The sequence below is a fragment of the Brachyspira hampsonii genome, from assembly GCF_002214805.1.
Classification (GTDB): domain Bacteria; phylum Spirochaetota; class Brachyspiria; order Brachyspirales; family Brachyspiraceae; genus Brachyspira; species Brachyspira hampsonii.
On sequence record NZ_CP019914.1, the window covers coordinates 920337 to 941011 of the forward strand.

The 20675-nt window shown below is 26.7% G+C and carries 21 protein-coding genes; 13 read left to right on the top strand and 8 right to left on the bottom strand.

What is annotated here, in order from left to right:
* The first annotated feature begins 169 nt into the window (after nt 1-169).
* Both BHAMNSH16_RS03760 and BHAMNSH16_RS03765 read left to right on the top strand, forming a co-directional pair.
* Complete coding sequence (locus tag BHAMNSH16_RS03760) at nt 170-1201, top strand: deoxyguanosinetriphosphate triphosphohydrolase (RefSeq protein ID WP_069731810.1); 1032 nt, start codon at nt 170-172, stop codon at nt 1199-1201.
* Nucleotides 1179-3155 (top strand): BspA family leucine-rich repeat surface protein, encoded by a 1977-nt coding sequence (locus BHAMNSH16_RS03765; protein WP_069731811.1) that lies wholly within the window; start codon nt 1179-1181, stop codon nt 3153-3155. The genes BHAMNSH16_RS03760 and BHAMNSH16_RS03765 overlap by 23 nt, the downstream gene beginning before the upstream one ends.
* Here BHAMNSH16_RS03765 and BHAMNSH16_RS14225 read toward each other — a convergent pair.
* A complete protein-coding gene (locus BHAMNSH16_RS14225; protein WP_123809068.1) occupies nt 3148-3771 on the bottom strand; it encodes a hypothetical protein in 624 nt (207 codons plus the stop codon). The two genes, BHAMNSH16_RS03765 and BHAMNSH16_RS14225, sit on opposite strands and share 8 nt — an antisense overlap.
* Before the next feature lie 57 nt (nt 3772-3828).
* On the opposite strand from BHAMNSH16_RS14225, the gene purF reads away from it, so the two are divergent.
* Both purF and BHAMNSH16_RS03775 read left to right on the top strand, forming a co-directional pair.
* Nucleotides 3829-5241, top strand: coding sequence for an amidophosphoribosyltransferase (purF, locus tag BHAMNSH16_RS03770; RefSeq protein ID WP_039955060.1), 1413 nt, complete (start codon nt 3829-3831; stop codon nt 5239-5241).
* Nucleotides 5242-5337: 96 nt separating this feature from the next.
* Nucleotides 5338-5823, top strand: coding sequence for a hypothetical protein (locus BHAMNSH16_RS03775; RefSeq protein ID WP_008732108.1), 486 nt, complete (start codon nt 5338-5340; stop codon nt 5821-5823).
* An 82-nt stretch (nt 5824-5905) separates the two neighbouring features.
* Here BHAMNSH16_RS03775 and purC read toward each other — a convergent pair whose 3' ends face one another.
* A complete protein-coding gene (gene purC, locus BHAMNSH16_RS03780) occupies nt 5906-6601 on the bottom strand; it encodes a phosphoribosylaminoimidazolesuccinocarboxamide synthase (protein WP_008732109.1) in 696 nt (231 codons plus the stop codon).
* A 121-nt stretch (nt 6602-6722) separates the two neighbouring features.
* Nucleotides 6723-7211: a 5-(carboxyamino)imidazole ribonucleotide mutase gene (gene purE / locus BHAMNSH16_RS03785; RefSeq protein ID WP_008732110.1), complete on the bottom strand. Its 489-nt coding sequence runs from the start codon at nt 7209-7211 to the stop codon at nt 6723-6725.
* A gap of 136 nt (nt 7212-7347) precedes the next feature.
* Between purE and BHAMNSH16_RS03790 the strand changes: the two genes are divergently transcribed.
* Genes BHAMNSH16_RS03790 through BHAMNSH16_RS14765 form a run of 3 tightly spaced genes read left to right on the top strand, consistent with a single transcriptional unit; the run spans nt 7348 to nt 8954 of the window.
* Entirely contained in the window at nt 7348-8379 is a 1032-nt protein-coding gene (locus BHAMNSH16_RS03790) for an AAA family ATPase (RefSeq protein WP_069731812.1), read from the top strand.
* Between the two features lie 3 nt (nt 8380-8382).
* The gene (locus tag BHAMNSH16_RS14470) at nt 8383-8580 is read left to right on the top strand and encodes a hypothetical protein (RefSeq protein WP_241033648.1); all 198 of its coding nucleotides are present in this window, start codon (nt 8383-8385) and stop codon (nt 8578-8580) included.
* 47 nt (nt 8581-8627) lie between these two features.
* On the top strand, nt 8628-8954 hold the full coding sequence (locus BHAMNSH16_RS14765) for a DUF3226 domain-containing protein (protein ID WP_338075855.1): 327 nt from the start codon (nt 8628-8630) through the stop codon (nt 8952-8954).
* A gap of 8 nt (nt 8955-8962) precedes the next feature.
* Here the strand turns inward: BHAMNSH16_RS14765 and BHAMNSH16_RS14230 are convergent, their stop codons facing one another.
* Together BHAMNSH16_RS14230 and BHAMNSH16_RS03800 are read right to left on the bottom strand one after the other, a co-directional pair.
* Nucleotides 8963-9136, bottom strand: a complete 174-nt coding sequence (locus tag BHAMNSH16_RS14230) for an FmdB family zinc ribbon protein (protein WP_008730520.1) — start codon at nt 9134-9136, stop codon at nt 8963-8965.
* Nucleotides 9137-9267: 131 nt separating this feature from the next.
* On the bottom strand, nt 9268-10452 hold the full coding sequence (locus BHAMNSH16_RS03800) for an ATP-binding protein (RefSeq protein ID WP_069731813.1): 1185 nt from the start codon (nt 10450-10452) through the stop codon (nt 9268-9270).
* A gap of 239 nt (nt 10453-10691) precedes the next feature.
* Between BHAMNSH16_RS03800 and BHAMNSH16_RS03805 the strand changes: the two genes are divergently transcribed.
* The 4 genes from BHAMNSH16_RS03805 to BHAMNSH16_RS03820 all read left to right on the top strand — a co-directional run bounded on the left by BHAMNSH16_RS03805 (nt 10692) and on the right by BHAMNSH16_RS03820 (nt 14804).
* Complete coding sequence (locus tag BHAMNSH16_RS03805; RefSeq protein ID WP_008730512.1) at nt 10692-12353, top strand: methyl-accepting chemotaxis protein; 1662 nt, start codon at nt 10692-10694, stop codon at nt 12351-12353.
* 199 nt (nt 12354-12552) lie between these two features.
* Nucleotides 12553-13425, top strand: a complete 873-nt coding sequence (locus BHAMNSH16_RS03810) for a glycine--tRNA ligase subunit alpha (protein WP_008723067.1) — start codon at nt 12553-12555, stop codon at nt 13423-13425.
* A 190-nt stretch (nt 13426-13615) separates the two neighbouring features.
* Entirely contained in the window at nt 13616-13969 is a 354-nt protein-coding gene (locus BHAMNSH16_RS03815) for a demethoxyubiquinone hydroxylase family protein (RefSeq protein WP_008723066.1), read from the top strand.
* Nucleotides 13970-13994: 25 nt separating this feature from the next.
* Nucleotides 13995-14804, top strand: coding sequence for a family 1 encapsulin nanocompartment shell protein (locus BHAMNSH16_RS03820; RefSeq protein ID WP_008730510.1), 810 nt, complete (start codon nt 13995-13997; stop codon nt 14802-14804).
* A gap of 60 nt (nt 14805-14864) precedes the next feature.
* Here the strand turns inward: BHAMNSH16_RS03820 and BHAMNSH16_RS03825 are convergent, their stop codons facing one another.
* Together BHAMNSH16_RS03825 and BHAMNSH16_RS03830 are read right to left on the bottom strand one after the other, a co-directional pair.
* Nucleotides 14865-15848, bottom strand: coding sequence for a DUF2157 domain-containing protein (locus BHAMNSH16_RS03825; protein WP_069731814.1), 984 nt, complete (start codon nt 15846-15848; stop codon nt 14865-14867).
* A gap of 5 nt (nt 15849-15853) precedes the next feature.
* Entirely contained in the window at nt 15854-16174 is a 321-nt protein-coding gene (locus tag BHAMNSH16_RS03830; protein WP_008730542.1) for a hypothetical protein, read from the bottom strand.
* Nucleotides 16175-16466: 292 nt separating this feature from the next.
* On the opposite strand from BHAMNSH16_RS03830, the gene BHAMNSH16_RS03835 reads away from it, so the two are divergent.
* A complete protein-coding gene (locus BHAMNSH16_RS03835; protein ID WP_008730539.1) occupies nt 16467-16898 on the top strand; it encodes a PepSY-like domain-containing protein in 432 nt (143 codons plus the stop codon).
* A gap of 119 nt (nt 16899-17017) precedes the next feature.
* Here the strand turns inward: BHAMNSH16_RS03835 and BHAMNSH16_RS03840 are convergent, their stop codons facing one another.
* Nucleotides 17018-19015: an ATP-dependent helicase gene (locus BHAMNSH16_RS03840; protein ID WP_008730537.1), complete on the bottom strand. Its 1998-nt coding sequence runs from the start codon at nt 19013-19015 to the stop codon at nt 17018-17020.
* A gap of 366 nt (nt 19016-19381) precedes the next feature.
* Between BHAMNSH16_RS03840 and ispG the strand changes: the two genes are divergently transcribed.
* Complete coding sequence (gene ispG, locus BHAMNSH16_RS03845) at nt 19382-20449, top strand: flavodoxin-dependent (E)-4-hydroxy-3-methylbut-2-enyl-diphosphate synthase (protein WP_069732202.1); 1068 nt, start codon at nt 19382-19384, stop codon at nt 20447-20449.
* Nucleotides 20450-20675: the final 226 nt, after the last annotated feature.

Here is a 20675-nt window from a genome sequence, read left to right on the forward strand (position 1 = left end):
AAAATATTTTATTTTGTTCAATATTTACTTAAGCTTATTTATATATTTTATCAAAATAGGAATTATTATTTCTTTAAATAAATAATAATTGTATTTTTTTGTTAATTGCTTTATTATTAACATAATTATTCGAGTATTAAAACTATTATTTTATTATAAGGAAAATATTTTGAGAACTATAAGACTTGATATAGAAACCAGAGAAAGAAGTTTTTTATCTCCTGCTGCATCTTTTTCAGCTGACAGCAAAGGAACAGTATACCCTAGAGAAAAAGACGATATAAGAACTATTTATATGCAAGACAGAGACAGAATAGTACATAGCGAATATTTCAGACGCCTTAAAGATAAAGCACAGGTAATAATGCTTTCAGTTGGAGATTTCAGAACCAGACTCACTCATACTCTTGAAGTTATGCAGATAGCAAGAAGCATAGCAAGAGCTTTAAGACTCAATGAAGATTTAACAGAGGCTATTGCATTCGGACATGATCTCGGGCATTCACCATTCGGACATGCAGGAGAAAAGGCTATATCAAAATATTTTAAAGGTTTTCATCATTCTTCGCATTCTTTAAGAGTAGTAGAACATTTAGAAAAAGGAAAAGGGCTTAATTTAAGTTTTGAAGTACGAGACGGCATTATAAAGCATACTAAAGGAAAAAACGGAAAATTACTCACAGACTCATCAGGTCCTTCAACTAATGAAGGTATGATAGTCAGGATATCTGACACTATAGCTTATGCCAATCATGATGTTGATGATGCTATAAGATACGGACTTCTTAAATATGAAGATTTACCTAAAGATATAGTTAAAATTCTTGGCACTACTTATGGTGAGAGAGCTGACACTATGATTATGGGTGTTATAGAAGCTAGTATGGAAAAAATGGAAATTGATATTGATGAAAAAGTTTTAAAGGCTATTAATGATTTAAGAGCTTTTATGTTCAAAACTGTATATGAAAGCAAATCAATACTTGAAGATGTGGAAAGAGTAAATAGAATAATATCAACAATATTTGAATATTTATTAAAGCATAAAGATATAATAGAAGAAGATACTTTATTCAAAAAAGCAGATATTCCTTATAACAGCGATGAAGAATTAGTAAAAGATTATGTTGCTCATCTTACAGATTCTGAGGCAATATCTTTGCATAAAAAAATTACTTATGGAAAATTTAATTATATATAAACCTAAAAATAAAGAAGAATTAAAAAAATTAACTGATGATGAGAATATAAATTTATACAATATTGATACATCTTTAATAAAGGATATGAGTGCTTTATTCAGAGAAAGCAAAAGAAAGAACTTTGACGGCATAGAAAATTGGGATACTTCAAATGTTCATGATATGACAGCTATGTTCAAAGATGCTCATTACTTTAATAAAGATTTGAATGCTTGGGATACTTCTAAATTAAAAAAAATTTCATTTATGTTTTTTAATGCATGTAATTTCAATAAATATCCTGATAAATGGAATCTTGATAATATAAAAGAGGCTTATGATGTATTTAACAATGATATTGATATAAATAAACTGCCGATTAATCTAAAAATAAATTTATATTATGAAGATTTTGATAAAATGAAAGATATTGATATAAAAGATATATATAAAACTATTATAACTTCTAAAAATAGAAAGATTATAGCTTTTAGAACAAAATTAGAAAAAGAATACTATAATGAACTTAAAAATCTTATAGAATGCAGAGAAAAAATAGAAGCCAAAAATGAAGTAAAATTTAATACTATAGAAGAAGTTCAGGATTATGTTAACAACAATTATGAAGAATATTTTGATAAAAATTTAAAATTTATTAAAGATGAATACAATATTTTCACAAGAGACAAAACTAAAAAAATTGATATCAAAATCATTAAATTCATTTACGGAAATTATTTGAAAGTTAAAGACAATGTAATGAGATTAAAAATCATAGACAATATTATAGACTTAATAGACATAGAAAGTTTCAGAAATGCTGCCTATAAAATATTTGAAAATGATAGGAGTAAAATTGCTTCAAGAATAATAGTAGGTATATACGGAAAAGGAAATATTATAAAAGATTATGCTAAAAGTATTCAAGGCAAAGAATTTTATCCCCGTTCATATTATATTTATATTTTAGCTTTAAATGACGGAAAATATGCATTAAGTTTAATAGATGAAATGGCTGTAAAATCAAAAATTGAGAGTGTAAGAAATGCTGCTAATTCTGCACTTGATGTTATAGCTGACAGAATGAAAATAGATAGAGATGAGTTAAGCGGTTTATTAATTCCGGATTTTTCATTGGATAAAAACGGTGAGAGAATAATAAATATAGAAAATAAAAAATATAAAATATCAGTAAATTCAAAAATGTCTATCGATATATACGATATAACAGAAAAAGAAAAAATATTAAAAACTATTCCAAAAACTTTTTCTTCTGAATTAAAGTCAGAAATAAACTTTATGAAAAAAGAAATCAAAAATATTGTAAAAAGAGAAAGAGAAAAAATATTAATGCTTCTTATGAATGGAAGAAAATTAAGTTATGATTTTTGGAAAAAGATTTATATTGATAATTCATTTTTAAGTCAGTATTCTGTAAATTTATTTTGGAACTTATACGATGGGAATGAAAATTTTATAAATATTTTTAGATATTTAGGAGACGGAAGTTTCATTGATATAAATGATGATTATATAACATTAAATGAAAATAATTTAATAAGTTTAGCCTCCCCTACTGAAATAAGCAAAGATTTAATAATAAAGTGTATTAATCAATTATCAGATTATGAAATAGCACAGCCAATTAAACAAATTCAGATAATATATAATTTAGAAAATGAGTTCAATAAATATAACAACATAACATCAACAGTATCAAATATAAAAAACTTCGTAAATAAATTTGCCTTCAAAGAGATTTCTGAATACTATCAAAATGTTAATGGTTATGAATATTTTGATAATTACAGCGGTTTATCACTATATGTAGAATCTCATTTTGATAGAAATTCAAATTACAATGATGAAATTGATATAAAAATATCTATTCAAGGCATAAATGAAAATAATAAAGATTTATTTAATAGGTTTATGTACGGAAGTATTTTGATTTTGGAAAATTTGATTAAATAGTTTTATATAAAGTTTGATTTAATAAAAAGCGAGCCGGAGAAGATAACAGTTTTAGACAGCATCTTTTATATGCAAAGGCGAGCATAGCAATAATAAAGCAAGCCGGAGAAGATGACAGCTTCAGCTCACATCTTTTATATGCGTAGGCGAGCATAGCAATAATAAAGCGAGCCGGAGCAGATGACAGCTTTAGATGGCATCTTTTATATACAAATGCGAGCATAGCAATAATAAAGCAAGCCGGAGAAGATAACAGTTTTAGACAGCATCTTTTATATGCAAAGGCGAGCATAGCAATAATAAAGCAAGCCGGAGAAGATAACAGTTTTAGACAGCATCTTTTATATGCAAAGGCGAGCATAGCAATAATAAAGCGAGCCGGAGCAGATGACAGTTTTAGACAGCATCTTTTATATGCGTAGGCGAGCATAGCAATAATAAAGCAAGCCGGAGAAGATAACAGTTTTAGACAGCATCTTTTATATGCAAAGGCGAGCATAGCAATAATAAAGCGAGCCGGAGCAGATGACAGCTTCAGCTGGCATCTTTTATATGCGTAGGCGAGCATAGCAATAATAAAAAAAATATTAAATAAATCTATTGTGTAAAAATGCAATTAATTATAATATTGTCAAGTTAAAAATAAAAATAAAGTTGGTTATAATAGTATATGATGAATAATATTGATATGAATGATAAGCCTAGAGAAGAATGCGGGGTTTTTGGTATTTATTCCAAAGAAATAAAAAAAGATATATTAAAAACTTTAAATTATGCACTATATGCACTTCAGCATAGAGGTCAGGAAAGTTCCGGAATAACAATATCCAATTATAAACATTTATTTACCTATAAGTCTATGGGGCTTGTATCAGATTTATTTTCTAGTAATATATCTAAAGATACAGAAGGAAATATTGCTATAGGGCATGTAAGATACTCTACTACCGGAGCTAGTAAAATAGAAAATGCTCAGCCTCTTGAAAATCTTTTCAGACTAGGTCAGATTTCAATCGCTCATAATGGAAACTTAACTAATGCAGAAGAATTGAGATACAAACTAGAAGAGGAAGGAGCAACATTTAATGCCACTTCTGATACCGAGGTCATTATTAAACTTATAGCTAGAAAAACTGTAAATAATTTTATAGAAGGTATAAAAGAAACTATAAATATTATAAAAGGAGCTTTTGCTCTTGTTATAGTTGTTGATGGAAAACTTATTGGAATAAGAGATCCTCATGGAATAAGACCATTATGTTTGGGTACTAATGATAAAGGCGATTATTTTTTAGCTTCTGAATCTTGTGCTTTGGATGCGGTAGGTTCTAAATTTATAAGAGATATAGAAGCCGGCGAAATGGTTATAATAGATGAAGAAGGTGTAAAATCTTTCAAATATATTAAAGAGGAAGTTAAACATTATCCTTGTGCTTTTGAACATATATACTTCGCCCGTCCTGAAAGCAATATAGACGGTATCAATGTTTATAATGTAAGATTTCAAACAGGTGTATTGCTTGCTAAAAAAAATAAAGTAGATGCTGATATAGTTATAGGTGTTCAGGACTCAGGAACTATAGCGGCATTAGGATTTGCTACAGAGAGTAAAATTCCATATAGTATAGGTTTAGTAAAAAACAGATATATAGGAAGAACATTTATTATGCCTGAACAATCTTCAAGAGAAGAAACTGTTAAACTAAAATTCAATCCTTTAAAACACTTAATAGACGGAAAAAGAGTTATATTAATAGATGATTCTTTAGTAAGAGGAACAACAAGTAAAATATTGATAGATATTGTAAGAAGAGCCGGTGCTAAAGAGGTGCATTTCAGATCTGCCTCACCCGTTATAAATAGTCCTTGCTATTACGGAGTAGATATATCTTCTAAAAAAGAACTTATAGGGGCTAAACTCTCTGTAGAGGAAATAAGAAAGGAAATTAATGCTGATACTTTAGAATATCTAACTATAGAAGATATGCTTGAAGCTTTAGAAAATCACAATTACTGTATAGGATGCTTCACAGGAAAATATCCTACTGAAATACCAAATAAGCTTTCAGTTGATAAAACTTGCTGATATATAAAAATATTTATCTAGTAATTGACTTTTTTATCAATAACTTTATTATATAATCATCAAAAGATATAATAAAGATTGAGGTTAGAAATTATTATGAAAGAAGTTTCTTATAAAATTTGTATGAATGAAGAAGAGTTAGTAAATGCTCTTATGTCGGATGATGATGTTATTTATATAGAACATAAACTTGGAAATAAAGTTTCTAACATAAAAAATACAGGTAAAATTGCATGGGGTGTTCTTATAGGAGGTGTTCTAGTTGCTGTTACTGCTATAGTATCATCAAAAAAATTCGGCAAAGATAAAGCATTAATAGCTTCATCAATAGCAACTATTCCTTCTGCAGGCGTGGCAATTATCTATATAGGGCTTCCATCTACTATATCATTAATACAAATACTCATTCAAGCATATAAAAAAAATGACGGTATTAATGGGGCTAAAGATATAATATTAAAATTAAGAAACAATTATTATATAGCTGAAAATGATAGAGAAAAACTAACATTGAAAAAAACAGCTGATGAAAAAGTAAAAGAAGTAAAAATAACAGAAATAAAAGAACCAGAACAAAAATAAAATTTAATTAATAAACATAAAAAAAGACTTTGCATTATATAATATTATGCAAAGTCTTTTATTTTTATATGAACACCATAAATTATAGGTTATTAAGTCTATTTAAAACTTCTATATAAGCCTCTTCGATAGAACCTAAATCTCTTCTGAATCTGTCTTTATCTAATTTTTTACCTGTTTCTTTATCCCAGAATCTGCAAGTATCAGGTGTAATTTCATCAGCTAAAAGTATTTCTCCTTTTGAATTTTTACCGAATTCAACTTTGAAATCAACCAAAGTAATTCCTATTTTATCCAAAGCATCTTTTAATAGATTATTAACTTTTGCAGTTACTTCATAGATATATTTTAATTCATCATAAGTAGCTAGTTTTAAAGCAACGGCATGATGATCATTAATTAAAGGATCACCGTACTCATCATTTTTATAACAAATTTCAAATATAGTATTAGGAGGAACTGTACCTTCTTCTATACCAAGTCTTTTAGCCATAGAACCTGCTATTAAATTTCTTACAATTACTTCTAATGGGAATATTTTTACTTTTTGACAAAGCTGTTCTCTGTCATTTAATTTTTCTATAAAGTGAGTTTTTACTCCGTTCTTTTCAAGCATTTTAAAAAGCAATGAAGTAATCTCATTATTCATAACACCTTTGTCTTTTATAGAGCCTTTTTTTTCTCCATTAAAAGCAGTAGCATCATCTTTATAATACACAATTATTTCATCTGGATTATCAGTAGAATAAACCTTTTTTGCTTTTCCTTCATAGAGCATTTCTTTTTTTCTTTAGACATATCTAAACTCCTGTATAAGTAAAAACTTTTTTGTATTCCGTATATTATATACTTTTTTGAGAATTTTTCTATATAGTAATGTTGTAAAATTATAAAAATAATTATATATCAAATTCTATAGGCTTCTCATTATCAGAAATAAAATCTTCTTTCATTTTTTTTCTGTATTCTATTAATTTATTTCTAATATCGCTATATTTTAAAGCAAGCATTTCAACAGCAAGCATTCCAGCATTATAAGAATTATTAATACCAACAGTAGCAACGGTTATAGGTTTAGGCATTTGAACTATAGAAAGTAAAGCGTCCATTCCGTCAAGATTGCTTGCACTAATAGGAACTCCTATTACGGGAAGAATTGTTTTTGATGCTATAACACCCGGCAAATGTGCAGCAAGTCCGGCACCTGCTATAATTACTTCATAATTATTTTCTTCAATATGTTTAATAGTCTTTTCAAGATGTTCCGGTACTCTATGAGCAGAAAGAACAAAGGCTTTGTATTCAACTGCAAATTCTTTTAAGCAAGAAGCAGCTCCTTTCATTTTATCAGTATCAGATCTGCTTCCAAATATTATAGCTACTTTCATGTTTTTCTCCTAATAAAAAATATATTATAAATTTAATTAATTCTAATATAATAAATAAATTAATACAATAATGATAATATCTATTTTATTAAAAAAATTCCGATATTCTATAAAAATCAGAATATAGGTCTTAGTTATGCTTCAAAATATATCAATTAAAAATTTTAGAGGATTTGATAAACTAAAAATAAATAATTTAAATAAAATTAATCTATTAGTTGGTCAAAATAATTGCGGAAAAACAAGCATACTTGAAGCTATAGCTATAATATCAGGTATGCCTGACTGTTCAATAGCTTATCATATAAATTCTATAAGAAGAATAAATGAAAATTCCGAATTAAAAAATTTGTTTTATAATTTTGATTATAAAAATAACAACATAGAATTTGATTATCAATTTGATGATATAAATCATAATTTAATTATATCTAGTATATTAAGAAAAGATATTTCATTTGAAAATAAAACTGATGAGCTTAACGAATTAGAATATAAACTTAATGTAGAATTAGAAAATAAGATAGAAGAATATAAATATATTTTTAGAAATGGCAGTATTAGAAAAACAATAAAAAAAATTGGTACAAAAGAATACATTAATAATATATCAGAATTATATTTGTATAATGTTGTAGAATGCCGTGATTTATTGGATTCTCTTGCAAATATTATCAAAAACAAAGATGAAGAATTATTAATAAATTTAGTATCATTTTTCAATAAAAAGATAAAATCTATAAAAATAATAAAAAATGATATATATTTGGATATAGAAGAAATGAATGAACTAATACTTTTAAATCTTATGGGAGATGGGTTAAAAAAATATTTGTCAATTATAATTCCTATGGTAGTAAATCAATATAATATGATATTAATTGATGAAATAGAAAACGGTTTGCATTATAAAAGTATTAAGCATTTATTAAGAAGTATATTAAGCCTAATTAGAAATAACAGCAGTATGCAAATATTTTTTACGACTCATAGTTATGAAGTATTGAAATTTTTATCTGAAATATCAGATAAAGAATTTAATGATATGAAAGATATGATAAATATTATTAATATAGTTAATACAGAAAATAAAGGTTTTCAATCCTATAATTATAACATTGATGGAGTGAAAGAATTATTAGAAAATGATTCAGATATAAGGTATTAATTTATGAATAATAATAAAAAATATATAATACTTGTTGAAGGTATAGCTGATAAAAAATTTATAAAAGATTATATTAAATTTCAATACCAAATAGATACTGATATCAATGATAATATTATTGTAGAAGAAAATGGCGGAAACAGTTTTAATGATTATAATATTAACAATATAAAAAATATATTGACAACAATTATAAATTAGCAGTAATATTTGATGCTGATAATCATTTTGAAGAATCGAAAAATAATATAAAAACAAATTTAGATATAGATGATAATAACATATTTTTATTTCCAAATAATAATTCTTTAGGTACTTTAGAAGATCTATTAAGCAATATAGCCGTTATAAAAGATATTATTAATTGTTTTGATAAATACACAAATTGTATAACTTCAATACCTGAAACTGTAATTCCAGCTAAAAAAGCAAAAATATATGCATATTTAGAATCAATAAAATCATATGATAAAAAAACAATAAAAGAAGATAAAAGAGATTATACTAATAACAATTTATGGAATTTAAATGATAAATATTTAAATCCTTTAAAAGAGTTTTTTGACAGTATATAATAATACTTTTATTTTTTTATAATATGATCTATAGATTTAGTATCTTTGCTTCCGCATTTAGGGCATTTGGGTTTGTTTAAAATTGAAAATATAGTATTTCCCAAAATAGGCTTTTTAGATTTATTAAAAATTTTACCGCATGAATTACATCTATACATAAAAGGCGGATTAAAAGGAAGCATCATAAACTCCTAAATTAATTTTAATATAATAATATTATAGTATATATGCATGACAATTTTTGACATTATATTAAAAAAATTTAAAAATTGTATTGTTCTTTAATTAAAAAATAATTATATTTAATAAAAAATCATAATATTGATTCTATAAATTGTTTTGCTACTCTCGGACTTCTTCCTGCACTTCTTATAGCATAACTTTCAGCCTGCTTTATAAGTTCTTCTTTGTCCATTTTTATATTATTTTCTTTGGCATAAGAAAGTACAATATCTATAAATAAATCCTTATCAGGTCTTTTAAAAGTTATAATTATACCAAAGCGGTTAGTTAAACTCATTATCTGCTGAATAGTATCTTCTATATGTATATCATCACCTTGTCTGTCATTAAAATTCTCTTTTATTAAATGTCTGTAATTTGAAGTAACATAAACAGCAACATTTGATGGGAAAGAATTAACCCCGCCTTCAAGTATGGCTTTTAAATATGAGAAAGTATCATCATTAGAAGAAAATGTTAAATCATCTATAAATATTATAAATTTAAGGGGACTTAAACTTAAATCTTCTATTATGTCAGTTATAAATGATAATTGACTTTTCTTAACCTCTATAAGTCTTAATCCTTCATCTTTAAACATATTGGCTATTGCTTTTATTGTGCTGCTTTTTCCTGTTCCGGCATCACCGTAAAGAAGTATATTATTAGCCTTTTTACCTTCAAGCAGACTTTTAGTATTTGATATAACCTTGCTTCTCTCTCTTTCATAACCATATAATTGTTTAATATCCTGCATATCCTTATGCTTTGCAGGTATAATATTTTTTTTATCATCAAGAGTAAACATATTATTATAAAAAAATATTCCATGACCTTTCTTAGGAATTTCTTCTATATGTTTTTTATATAATTCATAAAAATTTATTTTCTTACATTCTAACTTTGATATTTGATTGGAATATTTATCTGAAAATAATGTATTAAAATCAAATGAAGATAAAAAATCAAAGAAATTTAATTCATTTTTTAGTGCATTTTTTAATGTATCATTTATATGTTCATTTCTTAAGAATTTATTTATATATATATTATTATCCTGAAATATTTGTTCTAATATATAATCGCCTATAGTATCGCTATATTTAAAAAGTTCATATAAAAAGTCAGAATAATAATCTATTACTTTTATTTCATTATTATCATTATAAACTTCCAAAAATTTTAATAATTTTTTTATAACTTTTGTTTTTATGATATTTCTGAATATTACTATATTAGAGAATCCAATTCTTATTTGTGTTATTTGATTATCCATTTATCATTATTCCGTAATTATTTTTTATAGTGATATATTTTAAGTTTATTATTAATAATATTCAAGCACTTTTTATGTAATTTTTTTTTAAATTTTATCTATAAAATGTAATTTTTTTGTTATATTTAACATGTAATGTATAATTTATATAGGAAAAATACTTAATTTTTTTAAATAAATGGTTAAGTAATTCCGAAATCATTATAAAAAAATAAAAACTTTACTGGAGATATTTTACTATGAAGATAAGAACTCGATTTATTATGTTTGGCATATACACTTTTGTTGTAACTCTATTATTGATATATCTTCAGATAAGAATAGTAAGAAGTGTAACAGAATATAGCCGCATTTATCAGCATACTATAAAGTCATCTGCTATAGCAAGGCAGTATCAGCAAAATTCAGCGTTTTTAACTCAGTTTGTAAGAAGTTATGTAGCTACAGGTGATGCCAAATATGAACAAGCATATAATGACTGTATAGCTATATCAGGCGGTACAAAACCTACACCATTAAATTATGACAGAGGTATGTATTGGTCTATTTATTTAGGCAGTGGTCAAAAGCCTTCTTATGACGGAGAAACTAAATCATATTCTAATGTTATGAAAGATTTGAATTTCTCTAAAGAAATGTTTGATTATTTAACTTTGTCTAAAAGCCGTTCAGAAGAATTGGTAAAATTAGAAGTTCAGGCTATGGAAATAATAAAAAGTATTCCTAGAAATCCGGATGGAAGCATACCTGATGAATATAAAGCTAGACAGTTAGAAGCTATAGAGCTTGTTAATGGTAAATCTTATGAACAAAGTGTTGCACAAATAATGACACCTATCAATCAGTTTTTTGATAAACTTGATTCTGATAATAATTTAAGTTTACAAAATGCTGCAAAAGAAGTTAAAAAAGATACTATATTATTTTTTATATGTTTATTTTTAGTAGGATTTTCTGTTGTAATTTTCTTGGCTTCTTTAGGAAGAAAAATAGGAAAGAATTTGAGATTATGTGTTCATTTGGCTTCAGAAATATCTAATGGTAATCTAACTGTAAAAATAGATTCAAGCAAATACAAAGGCAATAGCGAATTTGATTCACTTCTAAGCAGTTTTGATAACATGATATCTCATTTAAGAGAAATTATAACAAGAGTTTTAGAAAGCTCAAGAGAGATTTCAGAGGCAGCTACAGAGATAGCTCATGGTAATACTGATTTATCAAGCCGAACAGAAACTCAGGCTTCGCATTTGGAAGAGACAGCTTCATCTATGGAGCAAATTGCCTCTACAATAAAATCATCTGCTGATAATTCTTTAAGAGGTAATCAGATGATGCAGGATTCTGAAAAATCAGTTCAGGAAGCTGGGGATATAATAGAGGCTACTACTAATAATATAGAACTTGTGTTTGAAGCAAGTAATAAAATTACTGATATCACTAAAATAATAGAAAATATAGCTTTCCAAACTAATATATTGGCACTTAATGCTGCAGTAGAAGCTGCCCGTGCCGGTGAACAAGGTAAAGGATTCGCTGTAGTAGCAAGTGAAGTAAGAAACTTAGCTCAAACTAGTCAGTCTTCTGTTAAAGATATTACTTCTTTAATTGCTGACTCTAATGATAAGATTAGAATAGCCACTGAAACAGCTAGAAAATCAAAAGAAATATTTATGGACATAGAACAAAAAATTGAAGATACTTCTAAGATTATGCAGGATATTAGTGCTATGGCAGTAGAACAGCAGGCAGGAGTAGATCAGGTAAATATGGCAGTTTCACAAATGGATCAATCCACTCAGCAAAATGCCGCTTTGGTAGAAGAGGCTACAGCTTCTTCTGAGGCATTAATGGGACAGGCACAGGAATTAGTTAACTTGATGAATTTCTTTAAAGTTTAATATTTATAAAATATACTTTATATAAACAATAACAGTATACTATACTGTTATTGTTTTTTTATTATATAAAAAATTAATATTAGTTTATTAACATAAAACTTCAATATTTTAATAATAATTATATAGCATTTTAATCAATGATATTATATAATTATTATCATTATTTTATTAAATAAAAAAGAGCGGAGATATATATATTATGACCTTTACAGATTTAATTATGACTTTAAATAAATTTTGGAGTGAAAACGGATGCATAATACAGCAAGGCTATGATTTAGAAGTAGGAGCAGGAACATTTAACCCAGCAACTGCATTAAGAGCATTGGGACCAGAACCATTTAGCGTAGCCTATGTAGAACCGTCAAGAAGACCAACTGATGGAAGATACGGAGAAAATCCTAATAGACTTCAGCATTATTATCAGTATCAAGTTATAATGAAACCATCTCCGGAAAATATTCAGGATTTATATATACAAAGTTTAGAAGCATTAGGCATAAGTTTTAAAGATCATGATATAAGATTCGTTCATGATGACTGGGAATCCCCTACCCTTGGTGCTTGGGGATTAGGCTGGGAAGTTTGGCTTGATGGTATGGAAATAACTCAATTTACATATTTCCAAGCAGTTGGAGGAATAAATTTAAAACCTATTACAGGTGAAATTACTTACGGACTTGAAAGAATATGTATGTATTTGCAAAATATAGATAATGTTTATGACTTAGAATGGGGACATGGCATAAAATACGGAGATGTACATTTACAGGGAGAAAAAGAATTCTCTAAATACAATTTTGAAGTTGCTGATACTGATATGTATTTCAGACATTTCAAAGAATATGAAAATGAATGTGATAGATGCTTGGCTAATGGCTGCGTTCTGCCTGCTTATGACATGGTGATGAAAAGTTCACATGTATTCAATATGCTTGATGCTAGAAATGCTATAAGTGTAACTGAAAGGGCTGGATATATAGCAAGAGTAAGAGAACTTATGAAAAAAGTTTCTGCTGCCTATATAGAATCAAGAGAAAAATTAGGTTATCCATTAATAAAAAATAAATAAATTTCTTTTTTATAGTATTAATTTTATACTTATTAAATAAAAAAGCTGTCATTTTATATAATGGCAGCTTTTTTATTTAAAAAATCATTAATTTTTTTATAATGATATTGACTTTATTTTTTAATTATATATACTATTTATTAGTAATTAATACTATTAAGTAACTAAATTAATAAAGGAGACTAATATTATGCCTAGTTTTGCAAATCCATTTAATGCAAATGTGAACAGAAAAGTAACTAAAGAAGAATTAATACAAGCGGTAAGACTTGATATTGCCGGAGAATTGGAAGCTATATATTTGTATGATGCTCATGTTATGGCTACAGATGACCCTGTTGCAAAGGCAGTATTAGCTGACATTAGAGATGAAGAAAAAGCACATGTTGGAGAGCTTATGGCTTTGCTTAGACATTTAGATCCTAAGGAAGCAGAACATTTTGAATCCGGTCAATTAGAAGTTAAAGAGATGATGGAAGAGCTTGGAATAAAAGAGCCTAATTTATCTGGGCTTACAGTTGGAAGTTTGAAAAAAGACAATTAATAATAAACATTAAAGGAGAATATATATGGATTATTTAGCTAGAGAAAGTTCGCCTTTTGAAGAAAATTTTTGGCAGAATATAGATAAAGTTGTTGTTGAAACAGCAAGCAGAACACTTATAGGAAGAAGATTTTTATCTATTTACGGACCTCTTGGTGCCGGTGCTATAAGCGTTCAGTATGATAAAAGCTACAGAGAAGAAGTTTTTGAAGATGGTTTTGTAAAGACTTCAGGAAGAAAATCTGTTGAGCTTCCTCAGATTTATCAGGATTTTACTTTATTATGGAGAGATTTGGAAAATAATATTTCAAATAAACTTCCTTTAGATTTATCTATTGTATCTCAGGCAGCTCAGACACTTGCTAACAAAGAAGATAATTTAATATTCAATGGAAATGACTTTTTAGAATTAAAAGGAATACTCAATGCTGAAGGAGTACAAAAATTAAAAATCTCTGATTGGGGACAAGGTGAGAATCCTTATACTGATATAGTAAAAGCTATAAATATGATTAGAGAAAAAGGCATTGTAGGAAGATTTGTATTATGTTTAAGCCAATCATTATATTTTGATTTGCAGAGAATACAGCAAGGCACAGGAATGACAGAGGCACAGAGAATATCCAGCATGATTGGAAATCTTTATAATGTACCTGTTATCAAGGGAAAGAAAGCAGCATTGATTTGTTCAGAGCCTCAGTATATGGATTTGGCTGTTGGAATAGATATGTCTACTGCATATTTAGAACAGAAAGATTTAAATCACAGCTTCAGAATAATGGAAACTATTATACCTAGAATAAAAGACTCTAATGCAATAGTTGTTTTAGAATAGTTTGTTTCATAATAACTCTTTAAAAATTATAAGCCTGCAGGTTATATAAAATCTGCAGGTTTATTTATATTTTATTATCCGCTCTATTATTACACCTATTAATATTGTTGATAAACCCAATATTATAAAAAATATCCAAGTATTCATTCTCAAATAGAAATATTCAAAATATCTTATATAAAGATTAAGAATAATAAAAAATATTGAATATACTACTATTAAAGAAATTTTTAACTTATAGCCTATTACAAAAATAATTATATCTATAAATAAAAATAATAAACTATATATTAACAATTCAGACGATCCATATTCAAATATTATAGGCTCTGCATTATTTCCAAATATTGACATTATTGCAAGTATTATATTTAAATATAATATTCCAACCGTATAATATATAATTGAAAAATTAGAATATCTCTCTGAAATTTTTTTATTGATATCAGTTATTCCTATTAAAAACATTAATATGCTTGTTATAATAAATCTTATATAATTATTAAGCGTTAAATCAATTCCAGATATATCGAAGCCTTCAAAACCATACCAAGTTATTAAACCTATTATCGCAATAGATAATACAGCATAGTTTTTTTTTATATATGCTATTATAAAAAATAACATTATGCTTATAAGAGACAGTAAAATAAAATTATCTTTATTATGAGTGATAATATATGATAAAGTAAAAATAAATGCTGATAAAAATATAGAAGAAATGGATATTATTGCAGAAGAAGTTTTTGGTAAGTAAATATCTTTTCTTTTAAGTATTTCATCAATTATAAATCCTAATAAAAAAAGCAAAGCGAATAAAAACGCTATAAAATAAAGAGAAAAAATATAGAAACTTATAAAAGCAATAAATCCAATAGCTACCATTATAATACCCGTTATCATTATAGCTTTTATAATGGGCTGCCAATCTATATAATCATCTCTATACATTTTAGATAATACTTCAAACTGTTCATTAGTTATGAGATTATCTTTATTCCACTTTTTTAACTCTTTAAGTAAAAATCTATTTTTGCTTCCCATGATATTTAATAGTCTTTAAATATTTGTGTTTTTATAAATTGCATATTATCCAATGTATATCTAGTATAATCATTATCATTATGATTCATAGTTCTTAAAGCTCTTGTATATTTAATAAAATTTATAAAAGTATTCATCAAATTGGAAGGAACAATATTTTCAATATCAAGTTTTATATTATCATTAATACTGTCTGAATTTTCTAATATTATCAAATTGCAAAATTCATCTTTATGTTTGAAAAAATTATCCAAATCATTATTTTCCAAATATGAAATGAGTTCATTTAATTTATCAGATATTAATTGTAAATCTTTACTGCTCATATATACAATTAAATATTATAATCAAATAATTGCAATAGCTAAATATGAATATTTGTATAACATTTTAATAAATGTAATTAAACTTTACATTTATTAAGTTTTTATATATATTTATAAAAGACTATGTATAATATGTATTATTATATCTATTAAAACATATATTTTATGTAAATTTTTTGTAAATTATATGTAAACTATATTGGCAAATATACGATTTAGGCTATACTTATAATTGTAAAGATAATTTACATAGAACAAAACAATAAAAAATAAAAACAAAAGGAGATTTACTATGACTAAAAAATTATTTGCTTTATTAATAACTTTAACTATAATTTCTACTTCAAGTGCTTTTGCTGATTGGGTAGTACCTGCTTCTTCACTTCCTCAGAGAGCTAGAAGTTTCATACAGCAAATTTATCCAAATGTACAAATATGGAAAGTAGAAAGAGATGACGGAAAATTTGAGGTAAAATTATCTAACGGAGCCAAAATAGACTTCTTATATAATGGCGATTGGCATAGCATAGACGGTGAGTATAACGCTGTACCTTTCTCTGCTTTACCTGCTAATATAGCCAGCACTATAAGAAATACTTATCCTCAGGCTGCTGTTATAGATGTAGAAAAAGAATGGGGTAATTACAAAGTTAAATTAAATAACTTTATGGAATTATTTATCTCTGCTAACGGACAGTTAAGGGGACAAAAATTTGATGATTAATTAAAATATATTATACAGATTAATTTATGAAAAATACTAATTAAAAAGAGGGCTAAAAAATAGCTCTCTTTTTTTATCGTATATTTTTATCAAGTTTATTACTTACAACAAAAAACAAATTATTTATTTTCAGGTTTTAAAGAAGCCTTTAAGTTAGAGAAAAATTCCTCTTCATTCATAGCCATTTCTTCAGGCAAATTCTCGCTCATTTCCTCCAAAAATACAGAAGGCGTGCATTCAACCTTTCTTCCCATCTTGGTTCTGCTTCTGCAGTATGTAAGAGTTAAATGCTTTTTAGCCCTAGTCATAGCAACATAACAAAGTCTTCTCTCCTCTTCCAATCCATTTTCATCTAAACTTTTCTGATGCGGCATAATACCATCTTCCATTCCGCATATATAAACATAAGGAAACTCAAGTCCTTTAGCAGCATGTATACTCATAAGCATAATGCCTTTCTTTTTATCCTCTTCATCATTTTGCTCTTCTATGCTCATAAGTAAAATTCTATCTAAATAATTTTTTAAAGTAGCGTTTTTATTAGACTTTTCATATTCAAGTATGCCGTTCATAAGAGATTCCACATTCTCCATTTTCTTAGCACCCTGCTCTTTTGTATCGCTTGAATTTAAAATCTCATTATGATAAGCAATAACATCTAAAAACTTATTTATATTCTCATATAGTTTAGGACGCTCTAAATCATTTTTATCAACAGTAAATAAATTATGATAATGCTCTATAACTTCAAGAAAATCTTTTATCCCTGCTTTAGCCTTAGGAGAAATTTCTTCCATACTCTCATAATTGAGTAATGTATCATAGAGTGAAACTCCATTTTTTATACTAGCTTCATTAAGATTATTTATTGCAACCGCCCCTATTCCTCTTTTAGGTATATTTATAACCCTAAGCAAAGATACCTCATCTTCAGGATTAACAAATAAATTAAGATAAGCAAGTATATCTTTAATCTCCTTTCTTTCATAAAACTGAAAAGCACCAACAACAGTATAAGGCAAACCTCTAAGTCTGAAAGCCTCTTCAAAAAGTCTTGACTGAGCATTCATTCTAAAAAGTACAGCAAAATCTTCATAATTTAATCTTTTAGTGATAGAATAATTTATTATAGAGTCAGCAACAAATTGAGCTTCCTCCCTCTCATCTTCGCATGGCATTATAGTAGGAGGTATTCCTTCCTCACCTTCTGCCACCACCTTTTTATCTTTTCTTTGTGTATTTTTGCTTATTACGGAATGTGCTGCCTCAAGTATTGCTTTTGTACTTCTGTAATTTTTTGTAAGCGTTACTATTTTTGCATCAGGATACTCATTTTCAAATGATAATATATTTGATACATCAGCACCTCTGAATGCATATATACTCTGATCATCATCTCCTACAACGGCAATATTTCTATATTTTGATGCAAGCAAAGTTGTAAGTTTATACTGTGCAAAATTAGTATCCTGATATTCATCTACCATTATATATCTGAATCTTTCCTGATATTTTTCAAGAACCTCCGGAAACTCTATATATAAATCTATTGTCAGATTAATAAGATCATTAAAATCAACGGCATTATATCCTTTTAAATAGCTTTGATAAACTTCATAAACTCTCTTAGCAATTTTTTCCAAATCATCATGAGGCTCTACTTCATAAGGCTTCATCAAATTATTTTTATATCTATCTATATACCAAGCAAATAAATTTTCATCATAATTGAGAGTATTAATTTTTATTTCTCTTAAAATATTTCTTATCAAAGTACGGCTGTCAGATGAAGAATAAATGCTAAAATTATTTTTGTATCCTAACTTTTCAATATCGCCTTTAAGCACCCTAACGCAAAAAGAATGGAAAGTGCTTACTACTAATTGCTTAGGCTTTTCTTTTAGAAGTTTTGTTATACGCTCACGCATTTCAGCTGCAGCTTTATTGGTAAAAGTAACAGCGAGTATCTGACTAGGAAGAACTCCATGCTTTATTAAATATGCAATTCTCTCTGTAATAACTCTAGTCTTTCCGGATCCTGCTCCTGCCAATGCAAGCAAAGGTCCGTCAATATGTTCTACCGCTTGTCTTTGTTCTTCATTTAACATTAATGCCATAATAAAAAATACCTCTCATTTTGAAAAGCTATTATATATCATATTAAAATAATGTAAAATTTAGAATTAATATATTTTTGACTATTATTTAATTTTAAATAAAAAAACTGTTTTCAAATATATTAATTTATTTACTCTATAATCTGATTATAAGAATTATTATTTAAATTATATATAATATTTATTAATTATTTATTACTTTAATAATTATTAACTTAATATTTTCATAACAAATCTCTCTATATATATAAAACATATTTGATAAATTGAATATAAACTACTAAAATACATTTGCAAAAATATTTTAAAATGATACTATAAACAATATAATTTTTTAAAAAGCAATTAGTTTAGTAAGGAAATAAAATGAATATAGATAATATTAACGATATAAGAAAAAAAGTAAAAACTATAAAAATTGGAAATGTTTTAATAGGCGGAAACAATCCCATTAGTATACAGTCTATGACAAATACAGATACTAGAAATATAAAAGATACTGTTGAGCAGATAAAATCTCTTGAAGATGCGGGGGTTGATATAGTAAGGCTTGCCGTTTTGGATATGGATGCTGCAAAAGCTATCAAAGAAATAAAAAATCAAACCAAAGTACCTTTAATTGCTGATATACATTTTGATTATAGATTGGCATTAGAAAGTATGAAAAGCGGTATTGATTCTTTAAGACTTAATCCGGGTAATATAAAAGATAAAGAAAAAGTAAAAGAAGTTATAAAAGAAGCTAAAGAAAGAAACCTTACAATAAGGGTTGGAGTAAATGGCGGAAGTTTGGACAGAAGCGTATACAAAGAGGTAACTCCTGAAAACATGGTGAAAAGTGCCGCTGAACATATAAAACTTATGGAAGATTTAGATTTTACTAATATAAAAGTATCTTTAAAATCTTCAGATATAAAAACTACAATAGAAGCTAATACCCTATTTAGAGAAAAATTCAATTATCCTATACATTTAGGTGTAACAGAGGCGGGAACTTTAAGAAGCTCACTCATAAAAAGTACAAGTGCTTTATCATATTTAATAATGCAGGGTATTGGCGATACTATAAGATACTCCATAACAGGAGATCCTGTAGAAGAAGTAATGGCAGGAAGAATGCTCCTTAAATTTTTAGGCATAAGAAATGAACCTTCTATAGAAATAATATCATGTCCTACATGCGGAAGATGTCAGGTAAATGTTGAAGAGGTAGCCAGCTTTATAGAAAAACATGTTCAGAATATCAAAAAGAATATCACCATAGCTATTATGGGATGCGTTGTAAATGGTCCGGGAGAAGCAAGGCATGCTGATTTCGGAGTGGCTGGAACAGGAGACGGCAATTTTATATTTTTTGAAAAGGAAAATGAACCTATAAAAGTAGCTAAAGATAATATTATAAATTTCCTTACAAAAAAAATAGAAGAGTTCTAACAAATTTTATTCATATATTAAATAATTTGTACTTATATTTAGTAAAATATTCAGCTTTGCTAATGTATAAATATTGAAAAAAATTAAAATATATGTTAGAGTATTAAAAATTATATTTTTTAGGATTTGAGGAAGCATACAGCATACAGCATACAGCATACAGCATACAGCATACAGCAAGCCATAACTACATCAAAAATAAAAATTTTTTTTCATCTATTTTTGT

What these genes read in the sequence shown, in the direction of transcription:
- purC (WP_008732109.1), bottom strand. Translation starts at nt 6,601, where the DNA reads ATGCTCTATGAAGGAAAAGCAAAAAAGGTTTATTCTACTGATAATCCA.
- BHAMNSH16_RS03765 (WP_069731811.1), top strand. Translation starts at nt 1,179, where the DNA reads ATGGAAAATTTAATTATATATAAACCTAAAAATAAAGAAGAATTAAAA.
- BHAMNSH16_RS03775 (WP_008732108.1), top strand. Translation starts at nt 5,338, where the DNA reads ATGAAAGAAGTTTCTTATAAAATTTGTATGAATGAAGAAGAGTTAGTA.
- BHAMNSH16_RS03790 (WP_069731812.1), top strand. Translation starts at nt 7,348, where the DNA reads ATGCTTCAAAATATATCAATTAAAAATTTTAGAGGATTTGATAAACTA.
- BHAMNSH16_RS03830 (WP_008730542.1), bottom strand. Translation starts at nt 16,174, where the DNA reads ATGAGCAGTAAAGATTTACAATTAATATCTGATAAATTAAATGAACTC.
- BHAMNSH16_RS14470 (WP_241033648.1), top strand. Translation starts at nt 8,383, where the DNA reads ATGAATAATAATAAAAAATATATAATACTTGTTGAAGGTATAGCTGAT.
- BHAMNSH16_RS03805 (WP_008730512.1), top strand. Translation starts at nt 10,692, where the DNA reads ATGAAGATAAGAACTCGATTTATTATGTTTGGCATATACACTTTTGTT.
- BHAMNSH16_RS03820 (WP_008730510.1), top strand. Translation starts at nt 13,995, where the DNA reads ATGGATTATTTAGCTAGAGAAAGTTCGCCTTTTGAAGAAAATTTTTGG.
- BHAMNSH16_RS03825 (WP_069731814.1), bottom strand. Translation starts at nt 15,848, where the DNA reads ATGGGAAGCAAAAATAGATTTTTACTTAAAGAGTTAAAAAAGTGGAAT.
- purF (WP_039955060.1), top strand. Translation starts at nt 3,829, where the DNA reads ATGAATAATATTGATATGAATGATAAGCCTAGAGAAGAATGCGGGGTT.
- BHAMNSH16_RS14230 (WP_008730520.1), bottom strand. Translation starts at nt 9,136, where the DNA reads ATGCTTCCTTTTAATCCGCCTTTTATGTATAGATGTAATTCATGCGGT.
- BHAMNSH16_RS03835 (WP_008730539.1), top strand. Translation starts at nt 16,467, where the DNA reads ATGACTAAAAAATTATTTGCTTTATTAATAACTTTAACTATAATTTCT.
- BHAMNSH16_RS03810 (WP_008723067.1), top strand. Translation starts at nt 12,553, where the DNA reads ATGACCTTTACAGATTTAATTATGACTTTAAATAAATTTTGGAGTGAA.
- purE (WP_008732110.1), bottom strand. Translation starts at nt 7,211, where the DNA reads ATGAAAGTAGCTATAATATTTGGAAGCAGATCTGATACTGATAAAATG.
- BHAMNSH16_RS03840 (WP_008730537.1), bottom strand. Translation starts at nt 19,015, where the DNA reads ATGGCATTAATGTTAAATGAAGAACAAAGACAAGCGGTAGAACATATT.
- BHAMNSH16_RS03815 (WP_008723066.1), top strand. Translation starts at nt 13,616, where the DNA reads ATGCCTAGTTTTGCAAATCCATTTAATGCAAATGTGAACAGAAAAGTA.
- ispG (WP_069732202.1), top strand. Translation starts at nt 19,382, where the DNA reads ATGAATATAGATAATATTAACGATATAAGAAAAAAAGTAAAAACTATA.
- BHAMNSH16_RS03800 (WP_069731813.1), bottom strand. Translation starts at nt 10,452, where the DNA reads ATGGATAATCAAATAACACAAATAAGAATTGGATTCTCTAATATAGTA.